The organism is Maritalea myrionectae (assembly GCF_003433515.1).
In the GTDB taxonomy this organism is placed as follows: Bacteria; Pseudomonadota; Alphaproteobacteria; order Rhizobiales; family Devosiaceae; genus Maritalea; species Maritalea myrionectae.
On the sequence record NZ_CP021330.1, the window covers coordinates 1,796,447 to 1,811,805 of the forward strand.

Below are 15,359 nucleotides of genomic sequence, written 5' to 3' on the forward strand. Positions count from 1 at the left end.
AAAGGTATCACGATCATGGCTCGCGATTACAAGATCGAAGACTATCGCAATTTCGGCATTATGGCGCACATTGATGCGGGTAAAACCACAACAACTGAGCGCATTTTGTTCTATACAGGCAAAAGCCACAAAATCGGTGAAGTTCATGATGGTGCGGCCACCATGGACTGGATGGAGCAAGAGCAGGAGCGGGGGATTACAATTACCTCTGCGGCCACAACAACCTTCTGGGAAGGTCGTGATGGCAAAAAGCGTCGCTTCAACATCATCGATACACCAGGCCACGTTGACTTCACTATTGAAGTTGAGCGGTCTTTGCGGGTGCTTGATGGTGCGGTAGCATTGCTTGATGCCAACGCTGGTGTTGAGCCTCAAACCGAAACTGTTTGGCGTCAGGCTGACAAGTACGAAGTGCCTCGTATGATCTTTGTCAACAAAATGGACAAGATCGGTGCTGATTTCTACAACTCAGTAGAGATGATCAAGAAGCGCTTGGGTGCAACACCTGTTGTAATCCAGTTGCCTATTGGTGCGGAAAACGATTTTGCTGGCGTTGTCGATCTGATCGAGATGAAAGCTTACGTTTGGCAGGGTGAAAACTTGGGTGCTGAGTGGGATATCGTTGATATTCCTGCAGACCTTAAGGATCGTGCTGACGAATTCCGTGAGAAAATGATCGAGACTATTGTTGAGGTCGACGAAGAAGCTATGGAAGCTTATCTGGAAGGCGACATGCCTGACAATGATAAGATCCGTCAGTTGATCCGTAAGGGTACAATTGACGTGCAGTTCTTCCCAGTTCTTTGTGGTTCTGCCTTTAAGAACAAAGGCGTACAGCCTCTTCTTGATGCAGTGGTTGATTTCTTGCCATCGCCAGTTGATATTCCTGCGATTAAGGGTATCGACGTTGCGACTGAGGAAGAAGTTTCTCGCGAAGCTTCTGACGAAGTTCCACTTTCTATGCTTGCCTTTAAGATCGCGAACGACCCACACATGGGTACATTGACGTTCTGCCGTATCTATTCAGGTGTGCTTGAAGCTGGTGGCGCGTTGGAAAACACGGTTAAAGAGAAAAAAGAGCGCGTTGGTCGTATGTTCCAGATGCACTCTAACAGCCGTGAGCAGATCCAAGAGGCATATGCCGGTGATATTGTTGCGATTGTTGGTTTGAAGCAAACCACAACTGGCGACACGCTTTGCGCACCGAACGCAAAAGTTATTCTTGAGCGCATGGAATTCCCTGATCCGGTTATTGAGATTGCGGTTGAGCCAAAATCTAAAGCTGACCAAGAGAAAATGGGCTTGGCCCTTAATCGCTTGGCTGCCGAAGATCCTAGCTTCCGCGTGAAATCAGACGAAGAGAGCGGCCAGACAATTATTGCTGGTATGGGCGAACTTCACCTTGATATTCTTGTTGATCGCATGAAGCGTGAATTTAAAGTTGAAGCGAATGTTGGTCAGCCTCAGGTTGCCTATCGCGAGACGATTACACGCGCTGTTGATCACGATTACACACACAAGAAGCAATCAGGTGGTTCTGGTCAGTTTGCGCGCATCAAGTTCACTATTGAACCTGGCGAAACTGGTGTTGGCCTTGATTTCTCTGACACTGTTGTTGGCGGTAACGTTCCTAAGGAATATATCCCAGGTGTTCAAAAAGGTGTCCAATCTGTGATGGGCGCAGGTCCTTTGGCAGGCTTCCCGTTGGTTGACGTGAAGTTCGTGTTGAACGACGGTGCATATCACGACGTTGACTCCTCTGTGATGGCCTTTGAGATTGCCGGTCGTGCCGGCTTCCGTGAAGCTATCCGTCAAGCTGGTCCAAAACTTCTTGAGCCTATTATGAAGGTTGAAGTGGTAAGCCCAGAAGAATACACCGGCTCAATCATCGGTGATTTGACCTCCCGTCGTGGGCAGGTTCAAGGCCAAGACGTGCGCGGCAATGCGACCGTGATCGACGCCTTCGTGCCTTTGGCAAACATGTTCGGTTATGTGAATACTTTGCGCTCTATGAGCCAAGGTCGCGCTAACTTTGTGATGGTGTTTGGCCATTATGAGCAAGTGCCACAAAATGTGGCTGATGAAGTCATGGCGAAACACGCCGGTTAATTTGAATTGAAACGCCAGCACTACGCTGAACGAAATACGGAGAGAGCGATATGGCGAAGGAAAAGTTTGAGCGGAACAAGCCGCACGTAAACATTGGGACTATTGGTCACGTTGACCATGGTAAGACGACCCTGACAGCAGCGATTACGAAAGTATTGTCTGAAGCGACAGGTGGTCAAGGCACAGCTTTTGACGAGATCGACAAAGCGCCAGAAGAAAAAGCACGTGGTATTACCATTTCCACAGCGCACGTTGAGTACGAAACAGACGGTCGCCACTATGCGCACGTTGATTGCCCAGGCCACGCTGACTATGTGAAAAACATGATCACTGGTGCGGCGCAGATGGATGGTGCTATTTTGGTTGTGAACGCAGCTGATGGCCCAATGCCACAGACACGTGAGCACATTTTGTTGGCCCGTCAGGTTGGTGTACCAGCGCTGGTTGTGTTCTTGAACAAAGTTGACCAGGTTGACGACGAAGAGTTGTTGGAATTGGTGGAAATGGAAGTTCGTGAACTTTTGACCACTTATGAATTCCCAGGCGACGATATTCCAATCGTAGCGGGTTCAGCTTTGGCAGCTTTGGAAGGCCGTGACGACGAAATCGGCAAAAACAAGATCCTTGAGCTGATGCAGGCTGTTGACGATTATGTGCCAACACCAGCACGTCCTAAGGACCAGCCATTCTTGATGCCAATTGAAGACGTATTCTCAATTTCAGGCCGTGGTACAGTTGTTACCGGTCGTGTTGAGCGTGGCGTGATCAATGTTGGCGAAGAAGTTGAGATCGTTGGCATTAAAGACACACAGAAAACTGTTGTGACAGGCGTTGAAATGTTCCGCAAGCTGCTGGATAGCGGTGAAGCTGGTGACAATATCGGTGCTTTGATCCGTGGTATTGACCGTGAGCAAGTTGAGCGTGGTCAGGTTTTGTGTAAGCCAGGTTCAGTGACCCCACACACCAAGTTCATTGGTGAGGCGATCATTTTGACCAAAGACGAAGGTGGCCGTCATACGCCATTCTTCAACAACTACCGTCCACAGTTCTACTTCCGTACAACTGACGTGACTGGTGTTGTGACGTTGCCAGAAGGCACCGAGATGGTGATGCCTGGTGACCGTGTTGAGATGAACGTTGAGTTGATCGTGCCGATCGCGATGGAAGAGCAATTGCGCTTCGCTATCCGCGAAGGTGGCCGCACTGTTGGCGCCGGCGTCGTCGCCAAAATCATCGAGTAGTAAATTTTTCAAGCGCTTTGCGGCGTTCATTTAGAGCGCCGCAGCGTTTATTTCGGGAAACATCGACATGAATGGTCAAAACATTCGTATCCGGCTGAAAGCGTTCGATCATCGAGTCCTCGATAGCTCGACGCATGAGATTGTGAACACGGCTAAGCGCACAGGCGCTCAAGTTCGTGGCCCAATCCCGTTGCCTACACGAATTGAGAAATACACTGTCAACCGTTCGCCGCACGTCAATAAGAAGAGCCGCGAACAATTTGAAATTCGGACTCACAAGCGTCTTTTGGACATTGTGGAACCGACTCCACAGACAGTGGATGCGCTTATGAAGTTGGACTTGGCGGCCGGTGTGGACGTCGAGATCAAACTTTAGAACTTTAGAAAAGGTGTAAACCGATGCGTTCAGGTGTGATCGCACAGAAGCTGGGCATGACCCGGATCTTTACAGAAGAGGGCAGAGATGTCCCTGTAACAGTCCTTGGTCTTCAGAACTGCCAAGTTGTCGCTCAGCGGACGGCGGACAAAAATGGTTATACGGCACTTCAATTGGGTGCGGGTACAGCCAAAGTAAAAAATACAAGCAGAGCGGCCCGTGGTCACTTTGCGGTAGCAAAAGTTGAACCAAAACGGAAAGTTGCGGAATTCCGCGTTTCCGAGGACAACATGATTGAAGTTGGCGCCGAAATGTTGGCTGATCACTTCCATGTTGGCCAGTTTGTGGATGTGGCTGGTACATCAATCGGTAAAGGTTTTGCCGGTGCGATGAAGCGTCACAACTTCGGCGGGATGCGGGCAACACACGGTGTGTCTATCTCTCACCGTGCCCACGGTTCGACAGGTCAGTGTCAAGATCCAGGTAAAGTCTTCAAAGGTAAGAAGATGGCTGGTCACATGGGCGCTGTTCGTACAACTACTCAAAACCTGAAGGTTGTGAAGGTTGACGTAGAACGCGGTTTGATCATGGTTCAGGGTTCTGTTCCAGGTTCAAAAGGTGGTTGGATTATGGTCCGTGATGCGGTTAAGAAGCCTGCATCTGCTGATGCGCCAACACCTGGTTCGTTCAAAGCGGCTGAAGCAGCTCAAGCTGAAGGGAGTGCTGAATAATGGAACTTTCAGTTATATCTCTCGACGGTAAATCTGCCGGCAAAGTGAACTTGTCTGACGACGTATTCGGCCTTGAGCCACGTCAGGACATTTTGCACCGCATGGTTCGTTACCAGCAGTTGAAAAAAATGGCTGGCACACATGATGTGAAAAACCGCGCTGAAATCCGTGGCACAACAAAGAAATTTGTTCGCCAAAAAGGTTCAGGCGGGGCACGTCACGGTAACCGTAAGGTTCCAATTTTCCGCGGTGGTGGTCGTGCATTCGGCCCAACACCTCGCTCACATGCGATCGTGTTGCCAAAGAAAGTTCGTGCGTTGGCACTTAAGCATGCATTGTCTACAAAAGCTAAGTCAGGTGACTTGGTGATTTTGGATAAAGCTGAAATCAAAGAAGCCAAAACATCAGCTTTGAAAAAAGCGTTTGGTGAGCTTGGTCTAGACAACGCTTTGATTATCGGTGGTTCAGAACTTGATCAAAACTTTGCGCTTGCCGCACGGAACATTGGTCACATCGACGTTCTGCCCGCTCAAGGCATCAATGTTTATGACATCTTGCGTCGCACAAAATTGGTGTTGACCAAGGCTGCTTTGGAAAGCTTGGAGGCTCGTTTCTCATGAGCATGGTGAAAGCATACGATATTATTCGCAATCCGGTTGTGACTGAAAAGTCCACCTATGCGTCAGAGCACAACCAAGTTGTATTTGACGTGGCGATCGATGCGACCAAGCCTGAAATCAAGGCAGCGGTTGAAGGGTTGTTCTCTGTTAAAGTGAAAGCCGTCAACACTTTGGTCCGCAAAGGCAAGGAAAAGCGTTTCCGCGGCCGCGTTGGTCAGCGCAAAGACGTGAAGAAAGCAATTGTGACATTGGCTGAAGGTCAGTCAATTGACATTGCGACCGGACTATAGGCAGGAAAGATTAGAAAATGGCTTTGAAGCAATATAATCCAACCTCGCCAAGCCAACGTGCGCTGATCGGTATCGACCGTTCAGGACTTTGGAAGGGCGGTCCAGTCAAGAAATTGACTGAAGGTCTGACAAGCAAGGGCGGTCGCAACAATTCTGGCCGTATTACCATGCGTCGTCAGGGCGGTGGTGTTAAGCGTGCCTACCGTGTGGTTGACTTTAAGCGTCGTAAATATGACGTCGTCGGCACGGTTGAGCGTTTGGAATATGATCCAAACCGCACAGCGTTCATCGCGCTTGTAAATTATGATGATGGCGAGCAAGCCTACATCTTGGCGCCGCAGCGTTTGGCTGCTGGTGACAAGGTTGTGGCCTCACGCAACAATGTTGATGTGAAGCCAGGCAATGCGATGCCATTGGAAAAAATGCCAGTGGGTACCATTGTGCACAACGTTGAGATGAAGCCTTTAAAAGGTGGTCAGATTGCACGTTCTGCCGGTACGTACGTTCAATATGTTGGACGTGACCAAGGCATGGCTATCCTGCGGTTGAACTCAGGTGAAACGCGGTTGGTGCCAGGCTCTTGCATGGCAACAGTTGGTGCAGTGTCTAACGCTGATCACTCCAACACCAATTTGGGTAAAGCTGGTCGTAAGCGCTGGTTGGGCAAACGTCCTCAAGTTCGTGGTGTTGCCATGAACCCAATCGATCACCCACACGGTGGTGGTGAAGGGCGTACTTCAGGTGGTCGTCACCCAGTGACGCCTTGGGGTAAACCAACTAAGGGCAAGCGTACTCGCTCTAATAAACAGACGGACAAATTTATTGTTCGTTCACGTCATCAGAAAAAGGGCAGGTAGGTCACTATGGCACGTTCTGTTTGGAAAGGTCCGTTTGTTGACGGATATCTGATCAAAAAAGCGGAAAAAGTCCGTGAGTCCGGCCGTCACGAAGTGATCAAAATCTGGAGCCGTCGCTCTACGATTTTACCACAATTTGTGGGCCTCAATTTTGGTGTTTACAACGGCCAGAAGCACGTACCAGTTCTCGTAACTGAGGAAATGATCGGTCACAAGTTTGGTGAGTTTGCACCATCTCGTACCTATTATGGCCACGGCGCCGACAAAAAGGCGAAGAGGAAGTAACAATGGGTAAGCCAAAGCGTGAACGTACGCTTAAAGACAATGAGGCACGGGCCGTGTTGCGCATGTTGCGCACGAGCCCTCAGAAATTGAACCTCGTTGCAAGCGCTATCCGGGGTAAAAAGGTTGAGAAGGCTTTGGCCGAATTGACCTTTTCTCAAAAGCGCATTGCAAAAGATGTGAAAAAGACATTGGAAAGCGCCATCGCCAATGCTGAGAACAATCACGGTCTGGATACAGATGCGTTGGTCGTTGCTGAAGCATATGTGGGCAAGTCCTTGGTGATGAAGCGTTTCCGTCCACGTGCTCGTGGTCGTGTGGGTAAGATTTTGAAGCCTTTCTCACATCTGACTATCGTTGTTCGTGAAGTCGAGGAGGCCGCATAATGGGTCATAAGATTAATCCAATCGGTTTCCGTCTTGGTGTTAACCGGACTTGGGACAGCCGCTGGTTCGCTGATAAAGGCGAATATGGTAGCTTGTTGCAGGAAGATTTGAAAATCCGCAAAATGCTTAAGAAGGAACTTAAGCAAGCCGCGGTTTCTAAAATCGTGATTGAGCGTCCACACCGTAAATGCCGCGTGTCTATTCATACAGCACGTCCTGGTATTGTGATCGGTAAAAAAGGCGCTGACATCGAGAAGCTGCGTAACAAAATTCGCAAGTTCACCGATTCAGAAGTACACATCAACATTGTTGAAGTACGTAAGCCTGAAACGGATGCGAACCTTGTTGCACAGGGCATCGCGCAGCAACTTGAGCGTCGTGTATCTTTCCGTCGTGCTATGAAGCGTGCAGTGCAAACTGCAATGCGTATGGGCGCTGAAGGTATCCGGGTGAACGTAGCTGGTCGTTTGGGCGGCGCAGATATTGCGCGGACTGAATGGTATCGCGAAGGTCGCGTTTCTTTGCACACATTGCGTGCTGACATTGATTACGGCACTGCGGAAGCTGAAACAACATTCGGGATCATCGGGATCAAAGTTTGGATTTCAAAAGGTGAAATTCTTGAACATGATCCAATGGCTCACGAACGTCGTGCGATTGAAGCTAGCGGTGGTGGCGATAAGAAGCCTCAGCGTCAGCGTCGTCAGCAGGCTGCAGGCTAAGGAGTTTACTGATCATGCTGCAACCTAAACGTACAAAATTTCGTAAAGCGCACAAAGGCCGCATCCATGGTGTTGCCAAAGGTGGTTTTACATTGAACTTTGGGTCTCATGGCCTTAAAGCTCAAGAACCTGAGCGTGTTACTTCACGTCAGATCGAAGCTGCACGTCGTGCAATGACCCGTCACATGAAGCGTGCCGGTCGTGTTTGGATCCGCGTGTTTCCTGATGTACCTGTAAGCTCTAAGCCTACAGAAGTTCGGATGGGTAAAGGTAAAGGTTCACCAGATTATTGGGCCGCTCGGGTTAAGCCAGGTCGGGTCATGTTTGAAATCGATGGTGTGTCGGACGAAGTTGCACGCGAAGCCTTGCGCTTGGCAGCAATGAAATTGCCGATCAAAACACGGGTTGTTACCCGTATTGCGGACTAAGGGGCACGTCTCATGAATGCGAGTGAAGTGCGGGTTAAGACCGCAGACGAGCTAAAGCAAGAATTGGTTGATTTGAAAAAAGAGCAGTTCAATCTGCGTTTTCAACGTGCAACCCAGCAGCTTGAAAATACCGCGCGTGTTCGGCAGGTTCGCCGTGACATTGCTCGGATTAAGACCATCCTGCGCGAAAAAAGCGTAGCAGGCCAGTAGGAGCGTTTTGATGCCAAAGCGTATATTGCAAGGGACTGTGGTCTCTGACAAGAACGAGAAAACTGTTGTGGTACGTGTTGAACGTCGTTTTACGCACCCACTTTTGAAAAAGACAGTTCGTCGTTCAAAAAAATATCAGGCGCATGACGAAGCGAATGCGGCCAAGATTGGTGACATTGTTCAAATTCAAGAATGTGCACCGGTTTCTAAGAATAAAAGATGGGCCGTTATTCAGGCTTCGTAAAGAGCTTTAGAATATCGGAATGAATGTTGTAAATCGGTTGTTTAGAATCAACCAAAATATAGAAGGCAGCCAGTCATGATTCAGATGCAGACGAATCTCGATGTCGCGGATAATTCCGGTGCGCGTCGTGTTATGTGCATCAAGGTGCTGGGCGGTTCCAAGCGTAAATACGCTTCTGTGGGCGACGTAATTGTTGTGTCCGTTAAAGAAGCTATTCCGCGTGGCCGCGTTAAGAAGGGTCAAGTGATGCGCGCAGTAGTTGTGCGTACGGCGAAAGACATTCGCCGCCCCGATGGTACCGTGATCCGTTTTGACCGCAATGCAGCGGTCTTGGTGAACAACAATAAAGAGCCAATCGGCACACGTATCTTTGGACCAGTTCCTCGCGAATTGCGCTCAAAGAACCACATGAAGATTGTCTCACTTGCGCCGGAGGTGCTGTAACCATGGCTGCCAAGATTAAAAAAGGCGACAAGGTTATCGTTTTGACTGGCCGCGACAAGGGCAAAACTGGTGAAGTTTTGCGCGTTGCGCCGGAAGAGAACCGCGCCGTTGTTCAAGGTGTGAATTTGGTGAAACGTCATCAACGTGCAACACAAACAAATGAAGGCGGCATCTTTAACAAAGAAGCGCCAATTCACTTGTCAAACATTGCATTGGTTGACCCGAAAGAAAACAAAGCAACTCGTGTTGGCTTTGTGGTCAAAGATGGCGAAAAGAAACGCGTAGCAAAGCGTTCAGGAGATGTGATCGATGGCTGAGAATTACGTCCCACGTCTACGCACACATTATAACGATGTTGTGCGCGCTGGCCTAACTGACCAGTTTAATTACCAAAACCACTTGCAGGTTCCAAAATTGGACAAAGTGGTTTTGAATATGGGTGTTGGCGAAGCTGTAAATGATACCAAGAAAGTTAAGTCTGCCTTGGCTGATATGGAAGCTATTGCCGGTCAAAAGCCGATTATTACATATGCGAAGAAGTCTATTGCGGGCTTTAAAGTGCGCGAAGAAATGCCTTTGGGTGTTAAAGTGACTTTGCGTAAGACGCAGATGTACGAATTTGTTGATCGTTTGGTGAACATTGCTTTGCCTCGCGTTCGGGACTTTCGCGGGCTAAACCCAAAAAGCTTTGACGGCCGCGGCAACTTTGCAATGGGTATCAAAGAACACATCGTCTTCCCTGAGATCAATTACGACCAAGTTGATCAAATGTGGGGTATGGACATCATTGTGTGCACCACTGCAAATAGCGACGAAGAAGCCTTGGCGCTTCTTAAAGGCTTTAACTTCCCGTTTCGTCAGTAGTCGAAACGAGACGATCGAATAAGGATCAAAGAAGATGGCAAAGAAAAGCGCCGTAGAAAATAACGAGAAAAAGCGTCGTCTGGTGGACAAATACTCCGCTAAGCGTGCTGATCTCAAAGCGATTGTTGACGATCGTTCTCTTCCTATTGAAGAGCGTTTCGCTGCAACATTGAAGTTGGCTGAATTGCCACGCAACAGTGCAGCTGTTCGTGTACGCAATCGTTGTGAAGTTACAGGTCGGCCACGTGGCTATTACCGGAAACTCAAAATGTCACGTATTTCACTACGTGAATTGGGTAACGAAGGTAAAATTCCTGGCCTCGTCAAGTCGAGCTGGTAAGGAGACATAAGCGATGAGTTTTACTGATCCGCTTGGTGATATGCTAACACGTATCCGGAATGCCCAAATGCGCAACCGGACTACTGTTTCAACACCTGCATCTAAATTGCGGGCACGTGTTTTGGACGTTTTGAAGTCTGAAGGCTTCATTCGCGGCTATAGCGTGACCGAATTTGAAAACGGCTCTGCTGAGTATAGCGTTGAGTTGAAATATCTCGACAATCAGCCAGTGATCCGCGAAATCCAACGTGTTTCAAAGCCAGGTCGTCGTGTGTACGCTTCTGTGAAGAATATTCCACAAGTGGCAAACGGCCTCGGGGTATCCATCGTTTCAACACCTAAGGGTGTGATGGCTGACCATGAAGCACGTCAAAATAACGTTGGTGGTGAAGTGTTGTGCCGCGTCTTTTAAGGCGTTAAACACACTGATCTCACTATTTAGCTACGGTTTGAACCGAAAAGGCAAAAGAACATGTCGCGTATTGGCAAGAAACCAGTCGCCCTTCTAGATGGCGTGACGGTCACAATCGAAGGCCAAACGGTTAAGGCAAAGGGCCCTAAGGGCGAATTGTCTGTTGATTTGGTTGACTTGGTGACAGTTGAAATGACCGAAGAGGGTGTCCAGGTCACCCCCGTGAACGATAGCAAACAAGCGCGTTCTGCTTGGGGTATGTCACGTACATTGGTGAACAACATTGTCACTGGTGTGAAAGAGGGCTTTTCTAAGAAGCTGGTAATCAACGGTGTTGGTTATCGTGCTCAAATGCAAGGTACTGACCTTAAGTTGGCACTTGGCTTTTCACATGATGTGATTTTCAAGGCACCTGAAGGCATTAAGCTTGAAGCACCACAGGCAACTGAGGTTGTTATTTCAGGTATTGATAAGCAAGCGGTTGGGCAGGTTGCTGCCAATATCCGTGAGTTCCGGCCACCAGAGCCTTATAAAGGCAAAGGTATCCGTTACGAGGACGAATATATCTTCCGTAAAGAAGGTAAGAAGAAGTAAGGGCGCAAGAGAATGGCGAATATGTCTAGCAAAGACCGCCGCAAGGCGAGAGTACGTCGCGCAATTCGTTTGCGCGCAAATGGTCGTCCACGTTTGTCGGTTTTCCGTTCGGGCAAAAATATTTATGCCCAAGTTATCGATGACACGACTGGCCACACTTTGGCTGCCGCTTCAACTTTGGACAAAGATCTTAAAGTTGAAAATGGTAGCAACCAAGATGCTGCACAGCAGGTCGGCAAACTTGTTGCTGAACGTGCTGTAAAAGCCGGCGTTGGCGATGTGATTTTCGATCGTGGTGAATATCTATACCACGGCCGCGTGAAAGCTTTGGCAGAAGCTGCACGTGAGGGCGGGCTGAGCTTCTAAATGAATGCGCAAGCCAAAACAAAACAGAATTTAAAGAGAACTGGTTGAGACGATGAGAGACAATCAAGAGCGCGATAGCGAATTTGTTGATCGCCTGGTCCACATCAATCGCGTGGCGAAAGTGGTGAAAGGCGGCCGTCGTTTCGGCTTTGCTGCACTTGTTGTGGTTGGTGATCAAAAAGGCCGTGTTGGTTTCGGTCATGGTAAGGCGCGTGAAGTGCCTGAAGCGATCCGTAAGGCAACAGAGCAAGCCAAACGTCAAATGATCCGTGTGCCATTGCGTGAAGCGCGTACATTGCACCACGATGTGGCGGGTCGTCACGGTGCGGGCAAGGTGTTCTTGCGTGCGGCGCCTGCGGGTACTGGTATTATTGCCGGTGGTCCAATGCGTGCGGTATTTGAGACGCTTGGTATTGCGGATATTGTGGCCAAGTCACAAGGTTCAGCAAACCCATATAACATGGTTCGGGCAACATTTGATGCTTTGAAAAATCTGGATAGCCCACGCTCAGTTGCTGCGCGTCGTGGTTTGAAGGTTTCTGAAATTCAAGGTCGTCGCCGGGAATCTGACGTTGGCGAACAGGTGAATGCGTAATTCGCGTCACTGACGTTTACGGAGTTGAGAAATGGCTGAAAAAACAGTAACTGTTGAGCAGATTGGTAGCCCGATCCGCCGGACACAAGATCAACGTGCCACGCTTGTTGGTCTTGGTCTGAACAAAATGCATCGTCGTCGTACACTGGAAGATACTCCAGCTGTGCGTGGGATGATCAAAAAAGTTTCGCATCTCGTTCGCGTTGTCGACGAGAAGTAATAAAAGGGTTTTGTCATGCGACTGAATGAGTTGGCCGACAATAAAGGTGCCACAAAGAACCGCACACGCATTGGTCGTGGTATTGGTTCTGGTAAAGGCAAAACCGGTGGCCGCGGTGTAAAGGGTCAAAAGTCACGCTCAGGTGTATCCGTGAACGGGTTCCGTGGTGAGCAGACAAACTTGATCCAGCAAATGCCTAAGCGCGGGTTTAACAATCCGTTTGCGAAAAAGTTCAATGCCGTTCGTCTTGATCGCATTCAAACTGCGATTGATTCCGGCAAACTTGACGCCAAGGGCGTGATTGACGCAAAAGCATTGGTTGAAGCGGGCGTTATTCGTCGCGCTAAAGACGGTGTGCGTTTGATCGCTGGTGGCGAATTTAAAGCGTCTAAAGTGACCTTTAAAGTTGACCATGCGTCAAAAGGTGCCCAAGCAGCTGTAGATGCTGTTGGCGGCAAAATCGATCTTCCAGCGGCGGCGGAGTAATTCGCCGCTTCTTCTCATTTATTGAGGATGGTTTATGGCTTCGGCAGCAGAACAACTTGCCCGAAATATGAATTTTTCGACCTTTGCCAAGGCAAAAGACCTTCAACAGCGCATCCTGTTTACCCTGGGTGCGCTTTTGGTCTATCGGTTTGGTACATTTATTCCAATTCCAGGCATTGATGGGGACGCTTTCGCGGCGACCTTTGATCGCGCACAAAACGGCATTTTCGGCATGTTCAACATGTTTGCCGGGGGCGCGGTTGAGCGTATGGCGATTTTTGCGCTAAACCTTATTCCTTACATTACCGCCTCTATCGTTATTCAGGTGTTGACCACCGCTTCGACCCGTCTTGAGCAGCTCAAGAAGGAAGGGGAGCAGGGGCGTCGTAAGATCAACCAATATACCCGCTATCTCGCGGTGGTGTTCTGCGCATTGCAGGCCTACGGGATTGCTGTTGGCTTGGAAGCCAGTGAAGGGGTTGTAACCAATCCTGGCTGGTTCTTCCGTTTGTCTACCGTGATTACCCTTGTCGGGGGCACAATGTTCCTGATGTGGCTGGGTGAGCAAGTGACCGCACGTGGTGTAGGTAACGGCATCTCCTTGATCATTTTCGCAGGTATTGTGGCGACATTGCCAACGGCTATTGCACAAACGCTCGAATTGAGCCGGACTGGTGCTTTGCCAACAGTTGGTGTGGTTGGCCTTTTGGTGCTCGCGATTGTGGTGATCGGCATCATTGTGTTCTTTGAAAGGGCACAGCGAAGGCTGTTGGTGCAATATCCAAAGCGCCAGGTGGGCAATAAGATGTTCCAAGGGGACACATCTCACTTGCCGCTGAAGCTGAACACTGCTGGTGTTATTCCGGTGATCTTTGCGTCATCCTTGCTGTTGTTGCCTGCAACAATGGCCGGCTTTGCCGCTCAAGGTAACGCACCGACCTGGTTGACCACTGTGTCTGCTGTTTTGGGTCGTGGCCAGCCGCTGTATCTTGGCCTGTTCGCGTTCTTGATCTTTTTCTTTGCGTTCTATTATACCTCAATCGTGTTTAACCCGACTGAGACAGCCGACAATTTGAAAAAATCTGGCGGCTTTATTCCAGGTATTCGTCCGGGTGAACGGACCGCGCAGCATGTGGACTATGTGCTCACGCGGATCACGTTGGTGGGCGCAACCTATTTGACTGCGGTTGCTCTGATCCCAGAGGTTTTGGTGTCGCAGCTTGGCGTTTCTGCCTTCTTGGGGGGGACGTCTCTCCTGATTATGGTGACGGTGACGCTGGATACGATTTCACAAGTTCAAAGCCATCTGATTGCGCAGCAATATGAGGGCTTGGTGAAGAAATCTCGTTTGGGAGGACGTCGTAAAAAATGAGGCTGATTTTGTTGGGCCCGCCAGGTGCGGGTAAGGGGACGCAAGCACAGTTCTTGACTGAGAAGTTCGATATTCCGCAATTGTCCACTGGTGACATGTTGCGGGCAGCGATTGCCGCTGAGACCGAACTTGGGCTGAAGGTAAAAGACATGATCGCCCGTGGTGATCTTGTGCCTGATGAGATTGTGGTTGGCATTATTTCAGACCGTATTGATGAGTCTGATTGTGCAAATGGTTTCATTTTGGATGGCTTTCCACGCACAACAGGTCAGGCGGAAGCGCTTGATGATCTGTTGGACGAGAAGGGCATTTCGCTCGACGCGGTTGTTGAGATCCGTGCTGACGCTGACATTTTGGTGGGCCGCATTTTGCAGCGTGCTAAAGAAAATGGCGGCGCCCGTGCAGACGACAATGAAGAAGTGTTGCGCAACCGTCTTGATGTTTATCAAGAAATGACAGCGCCATTGGTTGAATATTATTCTGCCAAGGGCTTGCTGAAAAGTGTTGACGGCATGGCTGGAATCGAAGAAGTCACAGCCTCAATAATGTCTGCGCTGAACGCCGACTAAAATTTGGAGCATTTGGGCCGATAAGCGTGTTGACTTATGGCCCAAAACTCGGTTATGAACCGCGCTTAGTCATACGCAATGCGATGGACTGGGTCGGTTTCTTGAAAAAAGCAGGGGATCGGTATCCGGTCGTTTGTTGTTGTTTGGGCGCAAATCGAAAAGTTTGATTTGCATTAACTAAGGAGATCAGGGACGTGGCTCGTATTGCTGGCGTCAATATCCCAACGAATAAACGTGTAGCTATCGCGCTACAGTACATTCACGGGATTGGTGCAACAAAAGCGTCTGAAATCTGTGGCAAAGTTGGTATCGCGGCCGAGCGTCGTGTTAACGAACTTTCTGATGCCGAAGTGATTCAGATTCGTGAAACAATTGACAGTGACTACATGGTAGAGGGTGACTTGCGTCGCTCTGTTGCGATGAACATCAAACGCTTGATGGATCTTGGTAACTACCGTGGGTTGCGTCATCGTCGTGGTCTACCTGTACGTGGTCAAAATACGCACAATAATGCGCGTACACGTAAGGGTCCTGCGAAGCCTATTGCAGGCAAGAAAAAGTAAATCTGAAAGGCGCTTCAATCTTGAGGTGCCTTTTGTTC

26 protein-coding genes are annotated in these 15,359 nt (G+C 49.3%); all 26 read left to right on the forward strand.

The window, feature by feature from the left end:
- The first annotated feature begins 15 nt into the window (after window positions 1–15).
- Window positions 16–2,109, forward strand: coding sequence for an elongation factor G (gene fusA, locus MXMO3_RS09180; protein ID WP_027836112.1), 2,094 nt, complete (start codon window positions 16–18; stop codon window positions 2,107–2,109).
- Window positions 2,110–2,159: 50 nt separating this feature from the next.
- Window positions 2,160–3,350: an elongation factor Tu gene (gene tuf, locus MXMO3_RS09185; protein ID WP_117395607.1), complete on the forward strand. Its 1,191-nt coding sequence runs from the start codon at window positions 2,160–2,162 to the stop codon at window positions 3,348–3,350.
- 67 nt (window positions 3,351–3,417) lie between these two features.
- The gene (gene rpsJ, locus MXMO3_RS09190) at window positions 3,418–3,726 is read left to right on the forward strand and encodes a 30S ribosomal protein S10 (RefSeq protein WP_027835105.1); all 309 of its coding nucleotides are present in this window, start codon (window positions 3,418–3,420) and stop codon (window positions 3,724–3,726) included.
- A gap of 23 nt (window positions 3,727–3,749) precedes the next feature.
- On the forward strand, window positions 3,750–4,457 hold the full coding sequence (rplC, locus tag MXMO3_RS09195; protein ID WP_036222490.1) for a 50S ribosomal protein L3: 708 nt from the start codon (window positions 3,750–3,752) through the stop codon (window positions 4,455–4,457).
- Window positions 4,457–5,077, forward strand: a complete 621-nt coding sequence (gene rplD, locus MXMO3_RS09200; protein WP_027835106.1) for a 50S ribosomal protein L4 — start codon at window positions 4,457–4,459, stop codon at window positions 5,075–5,077. The genes rplC and rplD overlap by 1 nt, the downstream gene beginning before the upstream one ends.
- Complete coding sequence (locus tag MXMO3_RS09205) at window positions 5,074–5,367, forward strand: 50S ribosomal protein L23 (RefSeq protein WP_027835107.1); 294 nt, start codon at window positions 5,074–5,076, stop codon at window positions 5,365–5,367. The genes rplD and MXMO3_RS09205 overlap by 4 nt, the downstream gene beginning before the upstream one ends.
- A 17-nt stretch (window positions 5,368–5,384) precedes the next feature.
- Window positions 5,385–6,224 (forward strand): 50S ribosomal protein L2, encoded by an 840-nt coding sequence (rplB, locus tag MXMO3_RS09210; protein WP_027835108.1) that lies wholly within the window; start codon window positions 5,385–5,387, stop codon window positions 6,222–6,224.
- A gap of 6 nt (window positions 6,225–6,230) precedes the next feature.
- Window positions 6,231–6,509 (forward strand): 30S ribosomal protein S19, encoded by a 279-nt coding sequence (gene rpsS, locus MXMO3_RS09215; protein WP_027835109.1) that lies wholly within the window; start codon window positions 6,231–6,233, stop codon window positions 6,507–6,509.
- 2 nt (window positions 6,510–6,511) lie between these two features.
- Complete coding sequence (gene rplV / locus MXMO3_RS09220; RefSeq protein WP_036222493.1) at window positions 6,512–6,892, forward strand: 50S ribosomal protein L22; 381 nt, start codon at window positions 6,512–6,514, stop codon at window positions 6,890–6,892.
- Complete coding sequence (rpsC, locus tag MXMO3_RS09225) at window positions 6,892–7,614, forward strand: 30S ribosomal protein S3 (RefSeq protein WP_027835111.1); 723 nt, start codon at window positions 6,892–6,894, stop codon at window positions 7,612–7,614. The genes rplV and rpsC overlap by 1 nt, the downstream gene beginning before the upstream one ends.
- A gap of 14 nt (window positions 7,615–7,628) precedes the next feature.
- Window positions 7,629–8,042, forward strand: coding sequence for a 50S ribosomal protein L16 (rplP, locus tag MXMO3_RS09230; protein ID WP_027835112.1), 414 nt, complete (start codon window positions 7,629–7,631; stop codon window positions 8,040–8,042).
- Between the two features lie 12 nt (window positions 8,043–8,054).
- Window positions 8,055–8,252: a 50S ribosomal protein L29 gene (rpmC, locus tag MXMO3_RS09235; protein ID WP_027835113.1), complete on the forward strand. Its 198-nt coding sequence runs from the start codon at window positions 8,055–8,057 to the stop codon at window positions 8,250–8,252.
- A 10-nt stretch (window positions 8,253–8,262) separates the two neighbouring features.
- On the forward strand, window positions 8,263–8,496 hold the full coding sequence (gene rpsQ / locus MXMO3_RS09240; RefSeq protein ID WP_027835114.1) for a 30S ribosomal protein S17: 234 nt from the start codon (window positions 8,263–8,265) through the stop codon (window positions 8,494–8,496).
- A 75-nt stretch (window positions 8,497–8,571) separates the two neighbouring features.
- Entirely contained in the window at window positions 8,572–8,940 is a 369-nt protein-coding gene (rplN, locus tag MXMO3_RS09245) for a 50S ribosomal protein L14 (RefSeq protein ID WP_027835115.1), read from the forward strand.
- Between the two features lie 2 nt (window positions 8,941–8,942).
- On the forward strand, window positions 8,943–9,257 hold the full coding sequence (gene rplX / locus MXMO3_RS09250; protein WP_027835116.1) for a 50S ribosomal protein L24: 315 nt from the start codon (window positions 8,943–8,945) through the stop codon (window positions 9,255–9,257).
- Entirely contained in the window at window positions 9,250–9,804 is a 555-nt protein-coding gene (gene rplE / locus MXMO3_RS09255) for a 50S ribosomal protein L5 (RefSeq protein ID WP_027835117.1), read from the forward strand. Before rplX ends, rplE begins: the two co-directional genes overlap by 8 nt.
- A 34-nt stretch (window positions 9,805–9,838) precedes the next feature.
- Window positions 9,839–10,144 (forward strand): 30S ribosomal protein S14, encoded by a 306-nt coding sequence (gene rpsN / locus MXMO3_RS09260; protein ID WP_027835118.1) that lies wholly within the window; start codon window positions 9,839–9,841, stop codon window positions 10,142–10,144.
- A 13-nt stretch (window positions 10,145–10,157) separates the two neighbouring features.
- The gene (gene rpsH / locus MXMO3_RS09265; protein ID WP_027835119.1) at window positions 10,158–10,556 is read left to right on the forward strand and encodes a 30S ribosomal protein S8; all 399 of its coding nucleotides are present in this window, start codon (window positions 10,158–10,160) and stop codon (window positions 10,554–10,556) included.
- Between the two features lie 60 nt (window positions 10,557–10,616).
- On the forward strand, window positions 10,617–11,150 hold the full coding sequence (gene rplF / locus MXMO3_RS09270; protein ID WP_027835120.1) for a 50S ribosomal protein L6: 534 nt from the start codon (window positions 10,617–10,619) through the stop codon (window positions 11,148–11,150).
- 12 nt (window positions 11,151–11,162) lie between these two features.
- A complete protein-coding gene (rplR, locus tag MXMO3_RS09275; protein ID WP_027835121.1) occupies window positions 11,163–11,516 on the forward strand; it encodes a 50S ribosomal protein L18 in 354 nt (117 codons plus the stop codon).
- 52 nt (window positions 11,517–11,568) lie between these two features.
- Window positions 11,569–12,111, forward strand: coding sequence for a 30S ribosomal protein S5 (gene rpsE, locus MXMO3_RS09280; protein ID WP_027835122.1), 543 nt, complete (start codon window positions 11,569–11,571; stop codon window positions 12,109–12,111).
- 31 nt (window positions 12,112–12,142) lie between these two features.
- A complete protein-coding gene (gene rpmD, locus MXMO3_RS09285; RefSeq protein WP_027835123.1) occupies window positions 12,143–12,331 on the forward strand; it encodes a 50S ribosomal protein L30 in 189 nt (62 codons plus the stop codon).
- 15 nt (window positions 12,332–12,346) lie between these two features.
- On the forward strand, window positions 12,347–12,817 hold the full coding sequence (gene rplO / locus MXMO3_RS09290; RefSeq protein WP_027835124.1) for a 50S ribosomal protein L15: 471 nt from the start codon (window positions 12,347–12,349) through the stop codon (window positions 12,815–12,817).
- Between the two features lie 34 nt (window positions 12,818–12,851).
- Window positions 12,852–14,189, forward strand: coding sequence for a preprotein translocase subunit SecY (secY, locus tag MXMO3_RS09295; RefSeq protein WP_027835125.1), 1,338 nt, complete (start codon window positions 12,852–12,854; stop codon window positions 14,187–14,189).
- Window positions 14,186–14,758: an adenylate kinase gene (locus MXMO3_RS09300; RefSeq protein ID WP_027835126.1), complete on the forward strand. Its 573-nt coding sequence runs from the start codon at window positions 14,186–14,188 to the stop codon at window positions 14,756–14,758. The genes secY and MXMO3_RS09300 overlap by 4 nt, the downstream gene beginning before the upstream one ends.
- Before the next feature lie 194 nt (window positions 14,759–14,952).
- On the forward strand, window positions 14,953–15,321 hold the full coding sequence (gene rpsM / locus MXMO3_RS09305) for a 30S ribosomal protein S13 (RefSeq protein WP_027835127.1): 369 nt from the start codon (window positions 14,953–14,955) through the stop codon (window positions 15,319–15,321).
- Window positions 15,322–15,359 lie beyond the last annotated feature (38 nt).